Consider the following 20143-nt stretch of genomic DNA (forward strand, 5'->3'; position numbering starts at 1 on the left):
CTTTGCATAGAACAGGGCCGTACGTGGGCCTCATGGAGCCTCTGGCGATCTCCAGCGGGCCGGGACGCGTCGAGGGAAGGGGTGCTGCCTTCACAGGCCCCCCTCTTCTCGTTCACTGATCAACCACTTATGATCACCGATCACACGAACCATGTGGGGGGTACATCTACATGCAAACGCTCACCCAGAGATACGGCAAGAAGCGGGTATGGACGGTCATCGGCTGCGCCTGGGCCGTGATCATCCTTGTCGGAGTGGTCAAGTCCACCACCGATGACAGCGGTCTCCCGTCCTGCGCAAGCTCGCTGGCCGACCCGTCTGCCCCGATGACGAGGAGCGACCTGGCACTGTGCGACGACAAGATCGACAACTGGTGCCAGAAGCAGCACCCGAACGATTCCTACTGCTCCATCAGCGTTTATGAGACTGGCGAGTACGATCCGAACTGGATCAACCACGCCCCGCGTGGTGCGGCCGGGGGCTGAGGGGGAGAAGCGATGACTCGGGAAACCAACTTGAGTTGGTGGGTGCTGATTTCGTACGCGCATGCTGGTGTGAGCAAGCTCCCGACGTACGAGTCAGAGACCCGCGAGGATGGCACGGTCATGGTGACCTGCAACTTCGGGCCGAACGAAGACTTCGAGGCGATGAAGCTGGTTTGGCATCTGGTCAAGAAGAGCGGTGAGGCGGTCACTGTGACGCACAAGGATGGGATCGTGGTGCAGTGCGCATACCCCAGGCACTTTGGTGATCCTGACGCACCCCACTAAACGAAGAAAAGCCCCCGGCCGCGAGAGCGACGGGGGCAATTCATTACATGCTCTCTCAACCCGAGGTAGTCCCCTCTACCTCAGTCAGTGGGCTGTCAGGCAGTGGCGAACAGGACGCCGGCCGCATGCTGTTCCGCGGGCTTGTGACGGTAGTAGGTGGCCTGAGAGATGCCCAGGAACTCACAGACACGGGCCACGGTCGCCTTCTCACCGCTGTCCCGGGCCAGCCTCTCGCGGGCCTCCTCGATGTCCTGGCCCGTCACCCTGGTGCCCCCACGCTTCCTCGGGGCCATGTCCAGCTCGATGCTGTCGATCGTCACCGCGGCCTTCTCAACAGCCGCGCCGGCCTTCAATTCCAGGTGCCTGATCACGCCGAGAACGGCGACGGTGCGAGAGAGGAGAGCCTTCCCCTCGTGCGCGATCAAGGCCGTGAGCAGGTGAGAGTTGGCCTCTCTCAGCTCGTCTATCTCCTCGGAAGCGGAGACGGCCTGAGAGGGCGTCTCAGCCATGTGGATCAGGTGACCGATGACGAGAGGCGGGATACGGGAGACAGCCACGGTGAGAAGCGCCGAGCCTGCCATATACGTCTGCTCGATCAGGTGAGAGATCGACTGAGCCGACATGGCCAGCAGGAGAGCCATCAGGGCGCCGACGAGAGCCGTTGCCTGCCCCGGGAGCTTGGCCTTCCTCCGGTACGTAGCGATCGCACCGGCCGAGAGCGCATAGACGCTCAGGCACACCGGCATGGCAGGGGCGTACCTGGCCGACCACCCCGCAGTGGAAGCCAGGGAGATCTCACCAGGAATGGACAGGTACAGGGCCGCGAGGCAGGCCGCGGGGAGGGCCACCCGAAGAACGGCCTTGATGTACCAGGGCATGGCTGAAGTAGGCATGGGAGTCCTCTCGATCGCGGGAAGTCGAAGGGGTTCTCAGCTCAGAGGGAGGGCTGAAGCTCAACGCCGAGGTGATCGGCGGCACGGGTCATCTCGGCCCGGCAGTCAGAGCAGATGTCGCCAGGGGTGCCGTTCTTGATCGGCCGCTGGCACGCGCAGCACTCGACCAGCCCAGGGGCCGCAGGGCGAGGCGTCGGAACCGCAGCAGAGGGCGTGCGTTCCGGGGTGAAGTTCTTCAGCCGCCACGAGATCAGGCCGGCCACCGAATCGACCTGCTTGGGAGTCGCCGCAGTGAGGCACTTCAGGATCTCGTTGCGGGAGTAGTCCTCACGCAGCCACGGCACCACGCTCGGGGCGAGGCGGGAGATCTCCCTATCGGTGAGGAACAGACGCTCGGGCAGTCACTCAAGGATGCTGCGGGCCTCACGGGTCATCTGCTGGGTGATCTTGGCGAGGAAGGCGGTCTCTCCCTCCCGCCCCTTCTCGGAGTCTCCAGACGGCTCCTGGGCCTCTTCCTCGGCAAGCTCCTGGGGTGGGGTGGTGTTCTTGCTCTCTGTCTTTATCCCGTTAGGGATAGCCGCCGACGTACGGGCCTTCGGGGCACCGACCGTCGGGAACCGGTCAGTCGGCTTGACCTGGCCTTCCGGGGTGTCCGTGACGGTGGTGATGGTGACCCATCGGCCCGTCTCGGGGTCCTGAAGCTTGGCCGTGTGGACGTAACCGGCCTCGATCAGCTCGGCCATGGCCTTCTGAACGGAACGGCGTCCGTTGGGAACGAGCTGGGCAATCCTCTCGACCGTTGCCCCCGAACCATCGGGGAGGGAGAGGAGACGCACCAGGAGGCCCACGGCCTCAAGGGAGAGGTTCCCGTGTCTCGCTATGACGTTCCCGACCTGCACGTACTCACGCGCCAAACGCGTACGATGAATTCGCATCTGAAGCTGATTCCTTCAGGTGTGTGGTAGTGCCCGGTTGCACCCGGGCCTGCTGTTGCCCCTCTGGGATTGCCGTCCCTGGGGGGTCTTGTTTTGCGCGGTGAACTTACAGCACGTTATGACAAACGCCCAACATCGTGACTCTCCGTGACATTGCTTGGGCGCCTCGAAGGCGGCCTCGGCACTACAGAGGGCACCGCATGAACGCCTGAACCGCCTCCGAGAGAAAGCCCAGGTCAGAGCGATGCAGCCTCCATCCTGGAGTCACCACCAAGTCACCACGGGAACGCGTAACAGCGGGTTTCAACGGGGATGAACGAGGAGAGGCCAGATCCGAAGATCTGGCCTCTCACCTGCGGTTATGCCCCTTGGCCTGCCCTCTTGGCGATCAAGGGAAATCGCCCTACACGTTGAAGCGGAACTCCACCACATCCCCGTCCTGCATGACGTAGTCCTTGCCCTCCATGCGGGCCTTGCCCTTGGCGCGGGCGTCGGCGACCGAGCCCGTTTCGACGAGGTCGTCGAAGGAGATGACCTCGGCCTTGATGAAGCCCTTCTGGAAGTCGGTGTGGATCACGCCGGCCGCCTCGGGGGCCGTGGCGCCCTTCTTGATCGTCCAGGCGCGGGACTCCTTCGGGCCGGCCGTGAGGTAGGTCTGCAGGCCGAGGGTGTCGAAGCCGACGCGGGCGAGGGTGGCGAGGCCGGGCTCGTCCTGGCCGACGGACTGGAGGAGTTCCAGGGCCTCCTCCTCGTCCAGCTCCGCGAGGTCGGCCTCCAGCTTGGCGTTGAGGAAGATCGCCTCGGCGGGGGCGACCAGGGCGCGCTGCTCGTCCTTGAACTCCTCGTCGACCAGTTCGTCCTCGTCGACGTTGAAGACGTAGAGGAAGGGCTTGGTGGTCAGCAGGTGCAGGTCGTGCAGGAGCTCGTTGCGCTCGGTGCCCTGGACGATGCCGTGCGCGAAGAGCGTGTCGCCCTTCTCCAGGATCTCCTTGGCCTCCTCGACCGCCTTGACCTTCGGGGCCACGTCCTTCTTGATCCGCGACTCCTTCTGGAGACGGGGGAGGACCTTCTCGATCGTCTGCAGGTCGGCGAGGATCAGCTCGGTGTTGATCGTCTCGATGTCGTCCTTCGGCGAGACCTTGCCGTCGACGTGCACGACGTTCTCGTCCTTGAAGGCCCGGATGACCTGGCAGATCGCGTCGGACTCACGGATGTTCGCGAGGAACTTGTTGCCGAGGCCCTCGCCCTCGGAGGCGCCGCGCACGATGCCCGCGATGTCCACGAAGTCGACCGTGGCCGGCAGGATACGCTCCGACTTGAAGATCGAGGCCAGCTTGGCGAGGCGGGCGTCGGGGACGCCGACCACGCCGACGTTCGGCTCGATCGTGGCGAACGGGTAGTTGGCCGCCAGCACGTCGTTCTTGGTCAGGGCGTTGAACAGGGTCGACTTGCCGACATTGGGCAGGCCGACGATTCCGATCGTGAGCGACACGTTGCGACTTCCCGTAGATGAGTGGGCCAGGGGGTGCGGGGGCCAGAGACCGACACTGGCCGATCCCCCAGTTTACGGCGTCCGGGACCGGCGGCTCGCGGGAGCTTCGAACGCCTGGGCAAGCTCTTCTCCCCGGCGTGTCTGATGGCCGATTCGGCACATAAACAGACCTAAGTTGGTCCAGTGGAGCAACGCAGAACGGGACCCCCGAACGACGGACCGCGACGCGGCACCCCACCGTCCGCGCAGCTGCCCCCGCAGGCCCGGCGCCGGCCCGGGGGCGAGCGCAGGCCGAGGCAGGGGGCCCAGCGGCCGGAGCGGGCCGGGCGGGGGGTGCGGGTCCCCCGGCCGCTGTCGCCGGGTCCGCGGCTCACCGGGCTCGGCAGCGGGCTGCTCTGCGCCCTCCTGATGTTCCTGCTCGGCTGCCTGGACACCCTGCTCTTCGGCAGGTCCCTGCCCATGTACGGCATGCTGTTCCTGCCGGTGTGCGTGCTGACCGCGCTGTGGGTGCGGGCGGGGGACGTACTGACCGCCCCGGTGGTCGTGCCGATCGCGTTCGCCGTGGGACTGGTCCCCGTCGCCGACGGTGGCGGGGGGCTGCTCGGCCGGCTGATGGGCCTGTTCACCGGGCTCGCCACGCAGGCCGGCTGGCTGTACGGGGGAACGCTCGCCGCCGGGGTGATCGTCCTCGTGCGCCGAGTGCGGTGGGTACGGGGGCGGCGCCGGAGCTGATCCGGCGCGGGCGGCCGCCCGGGCGCCACAGCACCGCCGGCCCTACAGCAGCTGGGCCGCTCTCATCGCCGCTCCCACGATCCCCGCGTCGTTCTGCAGCTGGGCCGGGACCATCTCGGCCTTGATGCCCTCGATGAAGTGCAGGAACTTGTCTGCCTTGCGGCTGACCCCGCCGCCGATGACGAACAGCTCCGGCGAGAACAGCATCTCCACGTGCGCCAGGTACTTCTGGACACGGTGCGCCCACTGTTCCCAGGTGAGCTCGTGGTCCTCCTTGGCCTTGCTGGAGGCCCGCTTCTCGGCGTCGTGGCCGTGCAGCTCCAGGTGGCCCAGTTCCGTGTTCGCGACGAGGGTGCCGTCCACGAAGACGGCGCTGCCGATGCCGGTGCCGAAGGTGAGCAGGATGACGGTGCCCTTGCGGTCCCGGCCCGCGCCGAACTGCATCTCGGCGACGCCCGCCGCGTCCGCGTCATTGACCACCGTCACCGGCAGGCCGCCGAGCTTGCCGCCGAACAGCGCGCGTGCGTCCGTGTCGATCCAGCTCCTGTCGACGTTCGCCGCCGTCCGGATCATGGAGCCGCCCGTGACCACCCCGGGGAAGGTCAGACCGACCGGGCCGGTCCAGCCGAAGTGGTCCACGACCTGTTTGACCCCCTCGGCCACGCCGTCCGGTGTCGCCGGGTGCGGGGTGAGCACCTTGCAGCGCTCCTGGGCCAGGGCGCCCCTGTCGAGGTCCACAGGGGCACCCTTGATGCCGGATCCGCCGATGTCCACGCCGAAGATCTGCATGGCACCACGTTACGACGGACGACTGACCGTCACTCCTCGGAGGCGCCGGTGCCACCGCGTCCGGCGGCCAGGGCGGCGGCCTCGTCGCGCAGGTCGCGGCGCAGTTCCTTGGGCAGCGAGAAGGTGATCGACTCCTCGGCGGCCTTGACGATCTCCACGTCGCCGTAGCCGCGCTCCGCGAGCCACTCCAGCACCTGCTCGACCAGGACCTCCGGGACGGAGGCGCCGGACGTGACGCCGACGGTGGTCACGCCCTCCAGCCAGGCCGCGTCGATCTCGTCGGCGAAGTCCACCAGGTAGGCCTCACGGGCGCCGGCGAGCTTGGCGACCTCGACCAGCCGCTTGGAGTTGGAGGAGTTGCGCGAGCCGACGACGATGACCAGCTCGGCCTCGGCGCCCATCTGCTTCACGGCGAGCTGGCGGTTCTGCGTGGCATAGCAGATGTCGTCGCTGGGCGGGGAGACGAGACCGGGGAACTTCGTCTTCAGGGCGTCGACGGTCTCCATGGTCTCGTCGACGGACAGGGTGGTCTGCGACAGCCAGACGACCTTCGACGGGTCGCGGACCTCGACCTTGGCGACGTCCTCGGGGCCGTCGACGAGCTGGATGTGGTCGGGGGCCTCGCCGGAGGTGCCGATGACCTCCTCGTGGCCCTCGTGGCCGATCAGGAGGATGTCGTAGTCCTCCTTGGCGTAGCGGACGGCTTCCTTGTGGACCTTGGTGACCAGGGGGCAGGTGGCGTCGATGGTGGCGAGGCGGCCCCGCTCGGCCTCCTCGTGCACGACCGGGGCGACGCCGTGCGCGGAGAACATCACGATGTTGCCGGGCGGCACCTCCTCCGTCCGCTCGACGAAGACGGCGCCCTTCTTCTCCAGGGTCTGCACGACGTACTTGTTGTGGACGATCTCGTGCCGGACGTAGATCGGGGCCCCGTACTGTTCCAGGGCCTTCTCGACGGCGATCACGGCGCGGTCCACACCGGCGCAGTAGCCACGGGGGGCGGCGAGCAGGACACGGCGGCCAGACGAAGCGGTCATGCGTCCCATCGTAAGGGTGCGTTCGGCGGCGCAGGGATCGCGTGCCGGTGCCGTGCGGGGAGGACCCGTTGCCATGCCCGGCACCGGGACGACGGCCTCCCCGACCGACGAGCACCACGGCTGCGGCGCGGTCTCGGCTTCCGGACGGTGTGGACGGCGCTGGCCCTCGTCGTCACGGCCCTGCTGGACCTCTGGGGCGTACGGGCGGCGGCGCTCGCCGGTTTTCTGGTGCCGCGGCGACGGATCCGCCGGCTGCCGCGGGCCCGGTCCCGCGCGGACGCCGGTGTGCCGCGGGTCGCTGTGGTGGTCGACATCGGCGCGCCGACGGCGTTCACGCTGCTGCACGCGAGCGTGCTGGGGGTATTTCGGAGTGCGGCCACGGGACGGGCCGAGCTGGTGGCGGCATGTGCCGGTGCCGGTGCTGGGCGCGGCGGTCACGGTGGCGGCGAGCGGGGTGGCGCGAGCGCACGAGCAGCCGAGCACCCTGAAGGAGCGCGGCGCACTGCGCGATCAGCCACGGCGCACCGCACCCGGCGCACGGCCTCGGGGCGAACGCGCTGGGCCGGACTGTCAGCACGCCCCGTTACGCTCGACCACATGCCTGTGAACAGCACCCCCGAAGCCCCCCTTCCCGTGGGCGAGGTCTCCCGGCTGATCGGCGGGTGGATCGACCGGCTCGGTGCGGTGTGGGTCGAGGGGCAGATCACGCAGTTGTCGCGGCGGCCCGGCGCCGGTGTCGTGTTCCTGACGCTGCGTGATCCGTCGTACGACGTCTCCGTGAGCGTGACCTGCTACCGCCAGGTGTTCGACGCCGTCGCGGACGTCGTCGGCGAGGGTGCCCGCGTCGTCGTACTGGCGAAGCCGGAGTGGTATGCGCCCAGGGGGCAGCTGTCGTTGCGCGCCGCCGAGATAAGGCCCGTCGGTGTCGGGGAACTGCTGGCCCGGCTGGAGCGGCTGAAGAAGGCGCTCGCGGCCGAGGGGCTGTTCGCGCCGGAGCGCAAGAAGCCGCTGCCGTTCCTGCCGCAGCTGATCGGGCTGGTCTGCGGCCGTGCCTCCGCCGCGGAGCGCGACGTGCTGGAGAACGCCCGGCACCGCTGGCCCGCCGTCCGCTTCGAGGTGCGCAACGTCCCGGTGCAGGGTGTGCACGCCGTTCCGCAGGTCGTGCAGGCCGTCAAGGAGCTGGACGGGATGGCGGACGTGGACGTCATCATCGTCGCGCGGGGCGGCGGCAGCGTGGAGGACCTGCTGCCGTTCTCCGACGAGCAGCTGGTGCGGGCCGTGGCCGAGTGCCGTACGCCCGTCGTGTCCGCGATCGGGCACGAGCCGGACAACCCGCTGCTGGACCACGTGGCCGACCTGCGCGCCTCCACCCCCACCGACGCGGCCAAGAAGGTCGTGCCGGACGTGGGCGAGGAGTTCGAGCGGGTGCGGATGCTGCGGGACCGGGCACGGCGGTGCATGGCGGCGTTCGTGGAGCGGGAGGAGCGCGGGCTGGCGCACGCCCTGGCCCGGCCCTCGATAGAGGATCCGCACCGGATGATCGACGAGCGCGCCGACCACGTGTCCTCTCTCGTCGAGCGGAGCCGGCGGACCCTCGGCCATCTCCTGGACCGCGCGGACTCGGAGCTGACGCACACGCACGCGCGCGTGGTGGCCCTCTCCCCCGCGGCCACGCTCAGGCGGGGCTACGCGGTGCTGCAGAAGACGGACGGGCACGTGGTGCGCGGTCCGGACGAGGTGACGGTGGGCGAGGCGCTCCGGGCCCGCGTCGCCGACGGCGAATTCACAGTGAAGGTAGGCGAATGACCAGCAAGGTGGACGAGGCGCTCTCCTACGAGCAGGCGCGGGACGAGTTGATCGAGGTCGTACGGCGCCTGGAGGCGGGCGGTACGACGCTGGAGGAGTCCCTGGCGCTGTGGGAGCGCGGTGAGGAGCTGGCCAAGGTGTGCCGGCGCTGGCTTGAGGGGGCGCGGGCCCGGCTGGACGCGGCGCTGGCCGAGGAGGCCGAGGAGGAGGACGCCGAGTAGGCGCCGGCCCCCGAGGGCTGTGAAGCGGATCACCACCCCCCGACCTTTGTTGAAGGTTGAACTTCACTGTCGTAGAGTCGTGCCATCAGCCGATCCGGACCACGGTCCGGTACGTCGGATCAAGGCACCCCCCTAGGAAGTCCACGTATGTCTCTCGTTCTTGACCCCGCCGCCCAGGACCTGCTGTTCCGCGAGGCCCGCACCGCGAACACCTTCACCGACGAGCCGGTGACCGACGAGCAGGTCCAGGCGATCTACGACCTGGTCAAGTACGGCCCCACCGCCTTCAACCAGTCGCCGCTGCGCATCACCCTGGTCCGCTCCGCCGAGGCCCGTGAGCGCCTGGTGCAGCACATGGCCGAGGGCAACCAGCCGAAGACGGCCACCGCCCCGCTGGTCGCGATCCTCTCCGCGGACAACGAGTTCCACGAGGAGCTGCCGACCCTCTTCCCGCACTTCCCGCAGGCCAAGGACGTGTTCTTCGGCGAGCGTTCGGCCCGTGAGGGCGCCGCCGCGCTGAACGCCGCCCTGCAGGCCGCGTACTTCATCATCGGTGTCCGCGCCGCGGGCCTCGCCGCCGGCCCGATGACCGGCCTCGACTTCGAGGGCGTCCGCAAGGAGTTCCTGGACGACGACCACACCCCGCTGATGGTCGTCAACATCGGCCGTCCGGGCCCGGACTCCTGGTTCCCGCGCTCGCCGCGCCTTGGGTACGACGACGTCGTCACGACCGTCTGAGCCACACCCGCGCCGCGGCGGACGCCTGCGGACACGAAGAGGCCCCCGGTGCCGGGGGCCTCTTTCGCGTGTCGTACGGGGCTCGGCGCGCCTCACTGCATCTTCAGCGCCGCCGCCATCTTCGTCAGCTCCGCGAAGGACGCCGTGCCGGCCACCACGGTCGTGGAACCGGGCGTGCCGTTCAGGACGAGGGCGTCGTAGCGGCCGCCGGTGTAGCGGGTCCAGGTGCGGCCGCCGATGGTCTCGGTCCGCTTCGTGGCCGTCCCGCCCTGGCTGGCCTCGTCGATGAAGGCGGCCGGCTTCTGCGTGGACTGCTCGATCTGCACGTACTGGCTGTCCGGGGTCTGGAAGCCCAGGTGCCAGCGGTCGCCGTCCTCGCCCTGGAAGCGTACGGAAGTCGCCTTCCAGGTACTCGGCAGGCCCTCGGGGGCGGCCACCGGGTAGCTCACCGAGCGGCGGGCCGTGAGCAGCTCGACCTGGTAGTCGACCCGCTTGAGGTCGGGAGCGTGATCGTCGTGCGGGATGCCGAAGAACCAGACGCCCACCGCCACGATGCCGATCAGGGCCAGGGAGAGAATCATGTCCCGGGCCGTCTTCTGCCTGCCGTTCGAACCTGCCACGTCCCCTATCGTCGCAGGTACCCCAAGCGCTCATCCGTGGGGTCCCCTGCTCATTTTGTCTGCCTAACGATAGAGTCGGGACCAACACCCTCATCCGGCCGTCGTCGTATCAGAAAGGTGCGCTCCGATGACCGAAAATCATCACCTGCCGTCCGAGCTCGATGTTCCCTCCGAGGCTCCCGACCGCAACCTCGCCCTGGAACTCGTCCGGGTGACCGAAGCCGCCGCCATGGCCGCGGGCCGCTGGGTGGGGCGCGGCGACAAGAACGGCGCCGACGGTGCCGCGGTGCGCGCCATGCGGACCCTCGTCTCCACCGTGTCGATGAACGGCGTCGTCGTCATCGGCGAGGGCGAGAAGGACGAGGCCCCGATGCTCTTCAACGGGGAGCACGTGGGCGACGGCACCGGTCCCGAGGTCGACATCGCGGTCGACCCGATCGACGGCACCACGCTGACGGCCAAGGGCATGCCCAACGCGATCGCCGTGCTCGCCGCCGCCGAGCGGGGCGCCATGTTCGACCCGTCGGCCGTGTTCTACATGGACAAGCTGGTCACCGGCCCCGAGGCCGCCGACTTCGTCGACATCGACGCGCCGGTCGCCGTCAACATCAAGCGGATCGCCAAGGCGAAGAAGGCCACCCCGGAGGACGTCACCGTCGTCATCCTCGACCGGCCCCGGCACGAGGGCCTGATCAGGGAGGTCCGGGAGGCCGGAGCACGCATCAAGCTGATCTCCGACGGCGATGTGGCCGGCTCCGTCTACGCCCTGCGCGAGGGCACCGGGGTCGACCTGCTGCTCGGTGTCGGCGGCACGCCGGAGGGCATCATCTCGGCCTGTGCCGTGAAGTGCCTGGGCGGGACCATCCAGGGCAAGCTGTGGCCCAAGGACGACGAGGAGCGTGCGCGGGCCGTCGACGCCGGGCACGATCTGGACCGCGTGCTGACGACGGACGACCTGGTGTCCGGGGAGAACGTCTTCTTCGTCGCGACCGGTATCACCGACGGCGAGCTGCTGCGGGGTGTGCGGTACCGCTCGGAGACGGCGCTGACCGAGTCGATCGTGATGCGGTCGAAGTCGGGGACGGTACGGAAGATCGACTCCGAGCACAGGCTGAGGAAGCTGCGGGCCTACAGCGCGATCGACTTCGACCGCGCCAAGTAGGTCCGGGGGGCGACTCTTCGAAGAGGGCCTGCGCGTCCGTCGGCGACTGCGGGTCCTCCGTCGCCGGTCGCGCGGTTCCCCGCGCTCCTCGAGGTGGGAGACGCCCCCGGTGCGGAGGGGGCGCCCCCGATGCGGTCTCCTAACCGGCCATGCGGTTCGTCGTCGCCGCCTTCTTCAGTTCCATCTCGCGGCGGCGGCGCCTCGCCAGCACCACCCGGCGTTCGGCCGCCGTGAGGCCTCCCCAGACGCCGTACGGCTCGGGCTGGAGGAGGGCGTGTTCGCGGCACTCGACCATCACGGGGCAGCGGGCGCAGACGCGCTTGGCCGCCTCCTCGCGCGACAGCCGGGCGGCGGTCGGTTCCTTCGACGGGGCGAAGAACAGGCCGGCCTCGTCGCGCCGGCACACCGCCTCGGTGTGCCAGGGAGCGTCTTGGTCCCTGTCTCGCACTGGCACCCGCTGGGCCGGAACGGCAGCTACCTGCAGGGACGAATGCGGCGGTTGCAGCACGGTCTACTCCTGACGACGGCTTCGCGAGCGAGAGACGATGCAGCAAGGCCTACCCGCTGTGCGCGCGCCTATGCACAGCGTTCCCAGCCGGGGGCGCGCGTGCGTCTCGTTCGCGCCCCCACCGGGGCGGCACGGGCGGAGCGGAACCCTCCGCTCACCGGCGGATTCGCGACCGTCAACGCCCGAGGTGTTTGCGCATCTTCCGGTCGACCTTGTCCTGGACCCGCTCCAGTTTCCGGTCGACCTTGCTCTGCACCCGCTCCAGGATGTCCGCCACACGCCTGCCGCGCTGGGGGCGCGCCTCCACGTTGCCGAGTACGGCCCAGCCGTCCACGTAGACGACCGGCGCGTCGGACTCGACCGAGTCCAGGGTGTCCACCTCGAAGTTCCCGAGGACGCCGCCTCCGGTGCCGCGCAGCGACACGTTCTCCGGGACGCGGATCTGGACGTCGCCGAAGACGGAGACGGCCTTGATCACGACCTGCTGGTACTCGAAGAGCGCCTCGCTGAGATCGATCTCGACACTGCCGAAGACCGAGTAGGCGTGGATACGGCGGCCGGCGCGCCAGCGGCCCCGGCGCACCGCACTGCTGAAGACGGCGACCACGTGGGCGTCGGCCTCGTGCGGGACCTCGCCCGGGGTGGGGCGGGGCGGGACGGGCGGGTGGCCGGCGGGGCGCCGGTGGGCGGCGGGCAGGTCCCGGATGAAGACCTCCAGCTCCCCCACCGTCTTGGCGGCGAGAACGCCCTCGATCCGCTCGGCGTGCTCGTCGGCCGTCAGGCGCCCCTCGGCCAGGGCCTCGCGGAGGATCTCGGCGATGCGGTCACGGTCGGCGTCCGAGGCACGCAGCTCGGCGACAGGTGCTTCGGTGTGCTGCTTCTGAAGGTCCACGACAGCAGCGTACCGAAACGCGATAGATCGCGACTAGGGGTGTGGACAACCTCGGCGTGCCGAACTGAGCCTTACCTCACAGGTTCGCCGTCAGCGGCAGGTTCTAGGCTGGTGAGGCCCGCCAGCGTCGGCGGGCGGCCGTCCGTCAGAGTGAGGAATGGGCTGAGATGCCTGAGTTCGCGTACACCGATCTGCTCCCCCAGGGAGAGGACACCACCCCCTACCGGCTGGTGACGTCCGAGGGCGTCTCCACCGTCGAGGGCCCGGACGGGCGGACGTTCCTCAAGGTGGAGCCGGAGGCGCTGCGCAAGCTCGCCGAGGAGGCCATCCACGACATCCAGCACTACCTGCGCCCGGCCCACCTCGCCCAGCTGCGCCGCATCATCGACGACCCCGAGGCGTCCGGCAACGACAAGTTCGTCGCCCTGGACCTGCTGAAGAACGCGAACATCGCGGCCGCCGGCGTGCTCCCGATGTGCCAGGACACCGGCACCGCGATCGTCATGGGCAAGCGCGGCCAGAACGTGCTGACGGCGGGCGAGGACGAGAAGCACCTCTCGCACGGCATCTACGACGCCTACACCAGGCTCAACCTGCGCTACTCGCAGATGGCTCCGCTCACCATGTGGGAGGAGAAGAACACCGGCTCCAACCTGCCGGCCCAGATCGAGCTCTACGCCACCGACGGCGGCGCCTACAAGTTCCTGTTCATGGCGAAGGGCGGCGGCAGCGCCAACAAGTCCTTCCTCTACCAGGAGACGAAGGCCGTCCTGAACGAGGCCTCCATGATGAAGTTCCTGGAGGAGAAGATCCGTTCGCTCGGTACGGCCGCCTGCCCGCCGTACCACCTGGCGATCGTCGTCGGCGGCACCAGCGCCGAGTACGCGCTGAAGACCGCGAAGTACGCCTCCGCGCACTACCTGGACAACATGCCGGCCGAGGGCTCACCGCTCGGCCACGGCTTCCGGGACAAGGAGCTGGAGGAGAAGGTCTTCGAGCTGACCCAGAAGATCGGCATCGGCGCACAGTTCGGCGGCAAGTACTTCTGCCACGACGTCCGCGTGGTCCGCCTGCCCCGGCACGGCGCGTCCTGCCCGGTCGCCATCGCCGTCTCCTGCTCGGCCGACCGCCAGGCCGTCGCGAAGATCACCGCCGAGGGCGTCTTCCTGGAGCAGCTGGAGACCGACCCGGCGCGCTTCCTGCCGGAGACGACCGACGAGCACCTGGACGAGTCCTCGGACGTCGTCAGGATCGACCTCAACCAGCCGATGGACACCATCCTCGCCGAGCTGACCAAGTACCCGGTGAAGACCCGGCTGTCGCTCACCGGCCCGCTGGTGGTCGCCCGGGACATCGCGCACGCGAAGATCAAGGAGCGCCTCGACGCGGGCGAGGAGATGCCGCAGTACCTGAAGGACCACCCGGTGTACTACGCGGGTCCGGCGAAGACCCCCGAGGGCTACGCCTCCGGTTCCTTCGGCCCGACGACGGCCGGCCGCATGGACTCCTACGTGGAGCAGTTCCAGGCGGCGGGCGGCTCCAAGGTCATGCTCGCGAAGGGCAACCGCTCGAAGCAGGTCACGGACGCCTGCGACGCCCACGGCGGCTTCTACCTCGGCTCCATCGGCGGCCCGGCCGCCCGCCTCGCCCAGGACTGCATCAAGAAGGTCGAGGTGCTGGAGTACGAGGAGCTGGGCATGGAGGCGGTCTGGAAGATCGAGGTCGAGGACTTCCCGGCGTTCATCGTCGTGGACGACAAGGGCAACGACTTCTTCCAGGACCCGGCGCCGCAGCCGACGTTCACGTCGATTCCGGTACGGGGTCCTGGGCTGGCCTAGCCCCCGCCGCGCCCTGCCGGGGGGTTCCGCCCCCTGGCAGGCGCCTCAGGCGCCGAGCTCCGCCCCCCGCACCGCGGAAACGAACGACGACCAGGCCGACCGCCCGAAGACCAGCGCCGGGCCCTGCGGGGCCTTGGAGTCGCGGACGGGGAGGCCGTGGGGGTGGTGGTCGAGGAATTCCAAGCAGTTACCCTCGTCGCCGCCGCTGTAGGAAGACTTGCGCCATCCCTTCAGCACCGCGGCGTCCGGGATGATGCGCTGGTCAGTCATGATGGCTGTAATCCTTCGCGATCGACCGCAGCAGAGCCAGTGATTCCTTCTGCGGCAGGGCTTCTCCCAGCACGAGATGGTAGGCCGCCTGGAAGCGCTCGACCAGGGCAGGTTCGTCGTGCACCACACCTGTGTGCAGCGCTTCGACGTAAGCAGCGGGAGGCTGATCCTCGAACCACATCAGCTTGACGCCACTCACGAGAAGCGGGTGGCAGCCCGCCCCGAGGGGCACCACGTGCACCCGGATCCGCTCGTCCTCCACCAGCCGTACCAGATAGGTGACCTGATCCGCCATCACCTTCGGCCCGCCGATCGGCCGCCGCAGCGCCGCCTCGTCCAGGAGCAGCCAGACCACCGGGTTGCCCGGACCGTCGAGTATCCGCGCTCGATCGAGCCGTGTGGCCACGGCCTTGGCTCGCTCCTCCTTACACAACGGCGGATACGAACCGTCTCGCAACACTGCATCCGCATAAGCCTCGGTCTGGAGAAAGCCAGGCACGAGTGACAGCGCGAACTCGCGGATAACCGACGCCTGTTGCTCCAGTGCCATGGCCGCCTCGAAGTGCGCCGCCACCGGCCTACGCTCATTCCCAGGCCGGAAACTCGTCAACGCGCCCCCCGTATTGAGCACCCGATCCAACCTCCGCGCATCCTCCTCCGAGGGCACCCTCCTCCCCGCCTCGATATGCGCGATGTGCGTCCGCGACATGATCGCCGCGTCCGCCAGCTGCTGCTGCGTCAGCCCCTCCTCCTCCCGCTGCCGCCGGAGCCAGTCACCGTACGCCGTCGCCACGACATGCCCCCTCGCATTCGATCACTCACCCAGCGTAACCATCGGGAACAAGGCGACGCGCCCGATCGCTATGACGGGTATGAGCGACTACCGCATCGAGCACGACTCCATGGGCGAGGTCCGCGTCCCCGCCACCGCCAAGTGGCGCGCCCAGACCCAACGCGCCGTCGAGAACTTCCCGGTCTCCGGCCAGCGGCTGGAACGCGCGCACATCGAGGCGCTGGCCCGGATCAAGGGTGCCGCCGCCAAGGTGAACGCACAGCTCGGGGTGGTCGACAAGGAGGTCGCCGAGGCCATTCAGGAGGCGGCGGCCGAGGTCGCCGGGGGCAGGTGGGACGAGCACTTCCCCGTCGACGTGTTCCAGACCGGCTCCGGGACCTCCTCCAACATGAACACCAACGAGGTCATCGCCACCCTCGCCGGCGAGCGGCTCGGCCGCGACGTGCATCCCAACGACCACGTCAACGCCTCGCAGTCCTCCAACGACGTCTTCCCGTCCTCCATCCACATCGCGGCCACCGCAGCCGTCACCCACGACCTGATCCCGGCCCTCGAGCATCTCGCCGCCTCCCTCTCCCGCAAGTCGGAGGAGTTCGCCGATGTCGTGAAGTCGGGCCGGACCCATCTGATGGACGCCACGCCCGTGACGCTGGGCCAGGAGTTCGGCGGGTACGCGGCCCAGGTGCGGTACGGCGTCGAGCGGCTCAAGTCCTCCCTCCCCCGCCTCGCCGAGCTGCCCCTGGGCGGCACCGCCGTCGGTACCGGCATCAACACCCCACCCGGCTTCTCCGCCGCCGTCATCCAGGAGATCGCCCAGGTCACCGGGCTGCCGCTCACCGAGGCCCGCGACCACTTCGAGGCACAGGGTGCCCGGGACGGGATCGTGGAGACCAGCGGGCAGTTGCGGACCATCGCGGTCGGGCTGACGAAGATCGCCAACGATCTGCGCTGGATGTCCTCCGGCCCGCGCACCGGGCTCGCCGAGATCCGGCTGCCCGACCTCCAGCCGGGCTCGTCCATCATGCCGGGCAAGGTCAACCCGGTCGTGCCGGAGGCCGTGTTGATGGTCGCCGCGCAGGTCGTCGGCAACGACGCCACCATCGCCACCGCCGGCGCGGCCGGGAACTTCGAGCTGAACGTGATGCTTCCGGTCATCGCCAAGAACGTGCTCGAATCCATCCGGCTGCTCGCCAACGTCTCGCGGCTGCTGGCCGACCGGACGGTCGACGGCATCACCGCCGACCGGGAGCGGACCCGGGAGTACGCGGAGTCGTCCCCGTCCGTGGTGACCCCGCTGAACAAGTACATCGGCTACGAGGAGGCCGCGAAGGTCGCCAAGAAGTCCCTCGCCGAGCGGAAGACCATCCGGGAGGTGGTGCTGGAGGGCGGGTACGTCGAGCGCGGCGACCTGACGCTGGAGCAGCTGGACGAGGCCCTGGATGTCCTGCGCATGACGCACCCGTAACGAGAGCGGACCTTTCCGGTCAGCGCCCCGGAACCGTGACGTGCACCGCAGCGTCGTATGCCTACGGCACCTAATATCTGTCCATGACGGACGACGGAGCGGTGACACGCGTGGACACGGCGGAGACGGGACCTGCGAGCCACTGGACCCCGGGGACCCCGATCCTGTGGCGCTACCGGGAGAACGCCGGCGAGCACTTCCACATCGCCCGGCCCGTCACCGTCGTACGCGACGACGAGGAACTGCTCGCGGTGTGGCTCGCGCCCGGCACCGAGTGCATGAAGCCGGTCCTCGCCGACGGCGGCCCCGTACACCTGGAACCGCTGGAGTCCCGCTACACCAGGCCGCGCACGGTGCAGCGGGACCGGTGGTTCGGCACCGGCGTGCTGAAGCTGGCCCAGCCCGAAAAGCCCTGGTCGGTGTGGCTGTTCTGGGAGCCGGGCTGGCAGTTCAAGAACTGGTACGTCAACCTCGAGCAGCCGCTTGCGCGTTGGGCGGGCGGGGTGGACTCGGAGGACTACTTCCTGGACATCTCCGTGCACCCGGACCGCAGCTGGCACTGGCGCGACGAGGACGAGTTCGCACAGGCCCAGCGGGACGGGCTGATGGACGCGGCGACCGCCGAGCGGGTCCGGGCGGCCGGGCGGGAGGCGGTCGAGGTGATCGAGGCCTGGGGGCCGCCGTTCCGGGACGGCTGGCAGCACTGGCGCCCGGATCCGGCCTGGGCGGTACCGTCTCTCCCCGAGGACTGGGACCGTACGCCCGCGCACATGTCCTCATGAGACCCTTGATGCGCCCCCGGGCAAGAAACGTAGGATCGTCCTCCGCAAGGGCGCAGAAGTGCAACTCCCGGAGCATTCGCCGGGCTTGACCGATCGTCACCGAGGGGCGGCAGCACGTGAGCGAGGGGCACCAGGGCACAGGAACTACGTCCGGCCGCGCGGGAATTCCGTTCCTGGGGCACGTATTGCGGGTATCGGGACTTCTGCGGGAGCAACTGCGCGCCCGACGCGCAGTGCCATACGGATGGATGCGACACGCGTGACGGAGCAGCCCACCTCCTTCGAGCGCCCTCAGGGCGCCGACCCCGCGGAGGGCCGCGGGGCGCTCCTGCGTACCCCGAAGCCTGCCGCCACCCCGGCCTTACCGGTGCAGGCCCGGGCGGACGGAGCGTCCTCCGGACCGGGCACGGCCACGCCCTGTGGCCAGGGAAAGGACGGCAAGGGGAAGGAGCCCCCAGTCAACGGCCCCGAGCACTCCCAGCCCGCCACCACCGAGCCCGGCGCACACCGCCCGCGCCCCGCGCCGGAGGGCATTCCGCCGCAGCCCGGCACCGAGCAGGAGCGGGCGCCGGGCGGTCAGGAACGCCGTACCGGGCGCGGACTGCCGCCGGGCCGTCCGATGCCGATGCGGCGCGACGGCGACCGGCTGAGATTCGTGGGCGCGGCCACCCGGCGGATCGCGCGCGGCCTCGATCTGGACGAGATCGTGATGGGGCTGTGCCGGGCCACCGTGCCGACGTTCTCGGACGCGATCCTGGTCTATCTGCGTGACCCGCTGCCGGTCGGCGACGAGCGGCCCACCGGCCCGGTGGTGCTGCGGCTGCGCCGTACCGACCGGATCCCGGAGGAGCGGGACACCGACGGTGTGCTGCTGCCGCCCGCCTTCGACCCCGAGCCGGAGCCGAGCGCGCTGGCCGAGCTGTCCTCGCTCACCACCGAGCTGTGCGAGGTGCGCCCCGGCGGCGCGCTGAACGAGGTGCTGCGCGGGGTGCGGCCGGTGTTCGCCGACGCACCCGCGGCCCGGGCCGCGCTGCCCGAGCTGCTCGGTGACTGCGCCGAGGCGGTCGTACCGTCCGGGCAGCACGCGATTCTCGCGCCGCTGCGCGGCCGGCGCCGGGTGATCGGCGCGGCCCTGTTCCTGCGCCGCCCGGAGCGGCTCGCGTTCGAGACGGACGACCTGCTCGTGGCGGCGCAGCTGGCCACGCACAGCGCGCTCGGCATCGACAAGGCGGTGCTGTACGGCCGCGAGGCGTACATCGCCGACGAGTTGCAGCGCACCATGCTGCCCGAGACCCTGCCCCGCCCGACCGGGGTGCGGCTCGCCTCCCGGTACCTGCCGGCCGCCGAGACCGCGCGGGTGGGCGGCGACTGGTACGACGCGATCCCGCTGCCCGGCAGCCGGGTCGCGCTGGTCGTCGGGGATGTCATGGGGCACTCCATGACCTCGGCGGCGATCATGGGCCAGCTGCGCACGACCGCGCAGACCCTGGCCGGGCTCGACCTGCCCCCGCAGGAGGTGCTGCACCACCTCGACGAGCAGGCGCAGCGGCTGGGCACGGACCGCATGGCGACGTGTCTGTACGCCGTCTACGACCCGGTCACGCACCGCATCACGATCGCCAACGCCGGCCATCCGCCGCCCGTGCTGCTGCACCTGGGCGGCCGGGCCGAGGTGCTGCGGGTGCCGCCGGGCGCGCCGATCGGTGTCGGCGGGGTGGACTTCGAGGCGGTCGAGCTGGACGCGCCCGCCGGGGCCACGCTGCTGCTCTACACCGACGGCCTGGTGGAGTCCCGGCTTCGGGACGTGTGGACGGGCATAGAGCAGCTGCGGGAAAAGCTAGCGGCCACCGCCCAGTTGACCGGCCCGGACCATCCGCCGCCGCTGGAGGCCCTGTGCGACGAGGTCCTCGACATGCTCGGCCCGGGCGACCGGGACGACGACATCGCGCTGCTCGCGGCCCGCTTCGACGGGATCGCGCCGAGCGATGTCGCGTACTGGCGGCTGGAGCCGGAGGAGACCGCTCCGGGCCAGGCCCGCCGGCTGGCCCGGCGCGCGCTCGCCCGCTGGGGCCTGGAGGAGCTGTCGGACTCGGTCGAGCTGCTGGTCAGCGAGGTCGTGACGAACGCCGTACGGTACGCCTCCCGGCCGGTGACGCTCCGGCTGCTGCGCACGGACGTACTGCGCTGCGAGGTCGGTGACGACGTGCCGCAGCTGCCGCGGCTCAGGCAGGCCCGGGCCACGGACGAGGGCGGGCGCGGCCTGTACCTGGTCAACAAGCTGGCCCGCCGCTGGGGCGCGACCCGGCTGAGCACCGGCAAGGTCGTGTGGTTCGAGCTGAACCGGGGCTGAGGGCCCCGCACATGCGCGAAGGGCGCCCGGGGGAGTCCCCGGGCGCCCTT

Annotated in this window: 22 protein-coding genes and 1 pseudogene; 12 read left to right on the forward strand and 11 right to left on the reverse strand. The window is 69.8% G+C overall.

Annotated features, from left to right (window positions below):
* Nucleotides 1-170 precede the first annotated feature (170 nt).
* Together AB0L59_RS05670 and AB0L59_RS05675 are read left to right on the forward strand one after the other, a co-directional pair.
* Nucleotides 171-485 carry a hypothetical protein gene (locus AB0L59_RS05670; protein ID WP_365579611.1) on the forward strand — a complete coding sequence of 105 codons (315 nt, stop codon included), beginning with the start codon at nt 171-173 and terminating at the stop codon, nt 483-485.
* A gap of 12 nt (nt 486-497) precedes the next feature.
* A complete protein-coding gene (locus AB0L59_RS05675; RefSeq protein ID WP_365579613.1) occupies nt 498-770 on the forward strand; it encodes a hypothetical protein in 273 nt (90 codons plus the stop codon).
* A gap of 95 nt (nt 771-865) precedes the next feature.
* Here the strand turns inward: AB0L59_RS05675 and AB0L59_RS05680 are convergent, their stop codons facing one another.
* The 4 genes from AB0L59_RS05680 to ychF form a co-directional block, all read right to left on the reverse strand.
* A complete protein-coding gene (locus AB0L59_RS05680) occupies nt 866-1648 on the reverse strand; it encodes a hypothetical protein (RefSeq protein WP_365579615.1) in 783 nt (260 codons plus the stop codon).
* A gap of 56 nt (nt 1649-1704) precedes the next feature.
* Nucleotides 1705-2010 (reverse strand): hypothetical protein, encoded by a 306-nt coding sequence (locus AB0L59_RS05685; RefSeq protein ID WP_365579617.1) that lies wholly within the window; start codon nt 2008-2010, stop codon nt 1705-1707.
* Between the two features lie 54 nt (nt 2011-2064).
* The gene (locus AB0L59_RS05690) at nt 2065-2577 is read right to left on the reverse strand and encodes a helix-turn-helix domain-containing protein (RefSeq protein ID WP_365579619.1); all 513 of its coding nucleotides are present in this window, start codon (nt 2575-2577) and stop codon (nt 2065-2067) included.
* Between the two features lie 424 nt (nt 2578-3001).
* On the reverse strand, nt 3002-4090 hold the full coding sequence (ychF, locus tag AB0L59_RS05695) for a redox-regulated ATPase YchF (RefSeq protein ID WP_365579621.1): 1089 nt from the start codon (nt 4088-4090) through the stop codon (nt 3002-3004).
* 183 nt (nt 4091-4273) lie between these two features.
* Between ychF and AB0L59_RS05700 the strand changes: the two genes are divergently transcribed.
* Nucleotides 4274-4822, forward strand: coding sequence for a DUF6542 domain-containing protein (locus tag AB0L59_RS05700; RefSeq protein ID WP_365579623.1), 549 nt, complete (start codon nt 4274-4276; stop codon nt 4820-4822).
* Between the two features lie 42 nt (nt 4823-4864).
* Here AB0L59_RS05700 and ppgK read toward each other — a convergent pair whose 3' ends face one another.
* Nucleotides 4865-5611, reverse strand: coding sequence for a polyphosphate--glucose phosphotransferase (ppgK, locus tag AB0L59_RS05705; RefSeq protein ID WP_365579625.1), 747 nt, complete (start codon nt 5609-5611; stop codon nt 4865-4867).
* A 29-nt stretch (nt 5612-5640) separates the two neighbouring features.
* The gene (locus AB0L59_RS05710; protein ID WP_365579627.1) at nt 5641-6648 is read right to left on the reverse strand and encodes a 4-hydroxy-3-methylbut-2-enyl diphosphate reductase; all 1008 of its coding nucleotides are present in this window, start codon (nt 6646-6648) and stop codon (nt 5641-5643) included.
* Between the two features lie 240 nt (nt 6649-6888).
* Between AB0L59_RS05710 and AB0L59_RS05715 the strand changes: the two are divergent.
* From AB0L59_RS05715 to AB0L59_RS05730, 4 genes and pseudogenes are all read left to right on the forward strand, one after another.
* Nucleotides 6889-7093, forward strand: a pseudogene (locus tag AB0L59_RS05715) (amino acid permease); the annotation flags it as partial.
* Nucleotides 7094-7245: 152 nt separating this feature from the next.
* Nucleotides 7246-8454 carry an exodeoxyribonuclease VII large subunit gene (gene xseA, locus AB0L59_RS05720; protein ID WP_365579629.1) on the forward strand — a complete coding sequence of 403 codons (1209 nt, stop codon included), beginning with the start codon at nt 7246-7248 and terminating at the stop codon, nt 8452-8454.
* Nucleotides 8451-8675, forward strand: coding sequence for an exodeoxyribonuclease VII small subunit (locus tag AB0L59_RS05725; protein ID WP_365579631.1), 225 nt, complete (start codon nt 8451-8453; stop codon nt 8673-8675). The genes xseA and AB0L59_RS05725 overlap by 4 nt, the downstream gene beginning before the upstream one ends.
* A 147-nt stretch (nt 8676-8822) precedes the next feature.
* Nucleotides 8823-9413 (forward strand): malonic semialdehyde reductase, encoded by a 591-nt coding sequence (locus AB0L59_RS05730; protein WP_365579633.1) that lies wholly within the window; start codon nt 8823-8825, stop codon nt 9411-9413.
* 92 nt (nt 9414-9505) lie between these two features.
* Here AB0L59_RS05730 and AB0L59_RS05735 read toward each other — a convergent pair whose 3' ends face one another.
* Entirely contained in the window at nt 9506-10033 is a 528-nt protein-coding gene (locus tag AB0L59_RS05735; RefSeq protein WP_365579635.1) for a DUF4245 domain-containing protein, read from the reverse strand.
* Nucleotides 10034-10160: 127 nt separating this feature from the next.
* On the opposite strand from AB0L59_RS05735, the gene glpX reads away from it, so the two are divergent.
* Nucleotides 10161-11195: a class II fructose-bisphosphatase gene (gene glpX / locus AB0L59_RS05740; protein ID WP_365579637.1), complete on the forward strand. Its 1035-nt coding sequence runs from the start codon at nt 10161-10163 to the stop codon at nt 11193-11195.
* Nucleotides 11196-11334: 139 nt separating this feature from the next.
* Here glpX and AB0L59_RS05745 read toward each other — a convergent pair whose 3' ends face one another.
* Nucleotides 11335-11703: a WhiB family transcriptional regulator gene (locus AB0L59_RS05745; RefSeq protein WP_365579639.1), complete on the reverse strand. Its 369-nt coding sequence runs from the start codon at nt 11701-11703 to the stop codon at nt 11335-11337.
* Nucleotides 11704-11878: 175 nt separating this feature from the next.
* Nucleotides 11879-12595, reverse strand: coding sequence for a DUF1707 domain-containing protein (locus AB0L59_RS05750; RefSeq protein WP_365579641.1), 717 nt, complete (start codon nt 12593-12595; stop codon nt 11879-11881).
* 167 nt (nt 12596-12762) lie between these two features.
* Here AB0L59_RS05750 and AB0L59_RS05755 point away from each other — a divergent pair, with 167 nt between their 5' ends.
* Nucleotides 12763-14433, forward strand: a complete 1671-nt coding sequence (locus AB0L59_RS05755) for a fumarate hydratase (protein WP_365579643.1) — start codon at nt 12763-12765, stop codon at nt 14431-14433.
* Between the two features lie 45 nt (nt 14434-14478).
* On the opposite strand, the gene AB0L59_RS05760 is transcribed toward AB0L59_RS05755, so the two are convergent.
* The gene (locus AB0L59_RS05760) at nt 14479-14703 is read right to left on the reverse strand and encodes a DUF397 domain-containing protein (RefSeq protein WP_365579645.1); all 225 of its coding nucleotides are present in this window, start codon (nt 14701-14703) and stop codon (nt 14479-14481) included.
* Complete coding sequence (locus AB0L59_RS05765; protein WP_365579647.1) at nt 14696-15496, reverse strand: helix-turn-helix transcriptional regulator; 801 nt, start codon at nt 15494-15496, stop codon at nt 14696-14698. The genes AB0L59_RS05760 and AB0L59_RS05765 overlap by 8 nt, the downstream gene beginning before the upstream one ends.
* Nucleotides 15497-15575: 79 nt before the next feature.
* Here AB0L59_RS05765 and AB0L59_RS05770 point away from each other — a divergent pair, with 79 nt between their 5' ends.
* From AB0L59_RS05770 to AB0L59_RS05780, 3 genes are all read left to right on the forward strand, one after another.
* Complete coding sequence (locus AB0L59_RS05770) at nt 15576-16961, forward strand: class II fumarate hydratase (protein ID WP_365579649.1); 1386 nt, start codon at nt 15576-15578, stop codon at nt 16959-16961.
* Between the two features lie 83 nt (nt 16962-17044).
* On the forward strand, nt 17045-17743 hold the full coding sequence (locus AB0L59_RS05775) for a DUF402 domain-containing protein (protein WP_365579651.1): 699 nt from the start codon (nt 17045-17047) through the stop codon (nt 17741-17743).
* A 259-nt stretch (nt 17744-18002) separates the two neighbouring features.
* Nucleotides 18003-20093, forward strand: coding sequence for a SpoIIE family protein phosphatase (locus tag AB0L59_RS05780; protein ID WP_365579653.1), 2091 nt, complete (start codon nt 18003-18005; stop codon nt 20091-20093).
* Nucleotides 20094-20143: the final 50 nt, after the last annotated feature.

Source organism: Streptomyces sp. NPDC052109 (assembly GCF_040680195.1).
Taxonomy (GTDB): Bacteria; Actinomycetota; Actinomycetes; order Streptomycetales; family Streptomycetaceae; genus Streptomyces.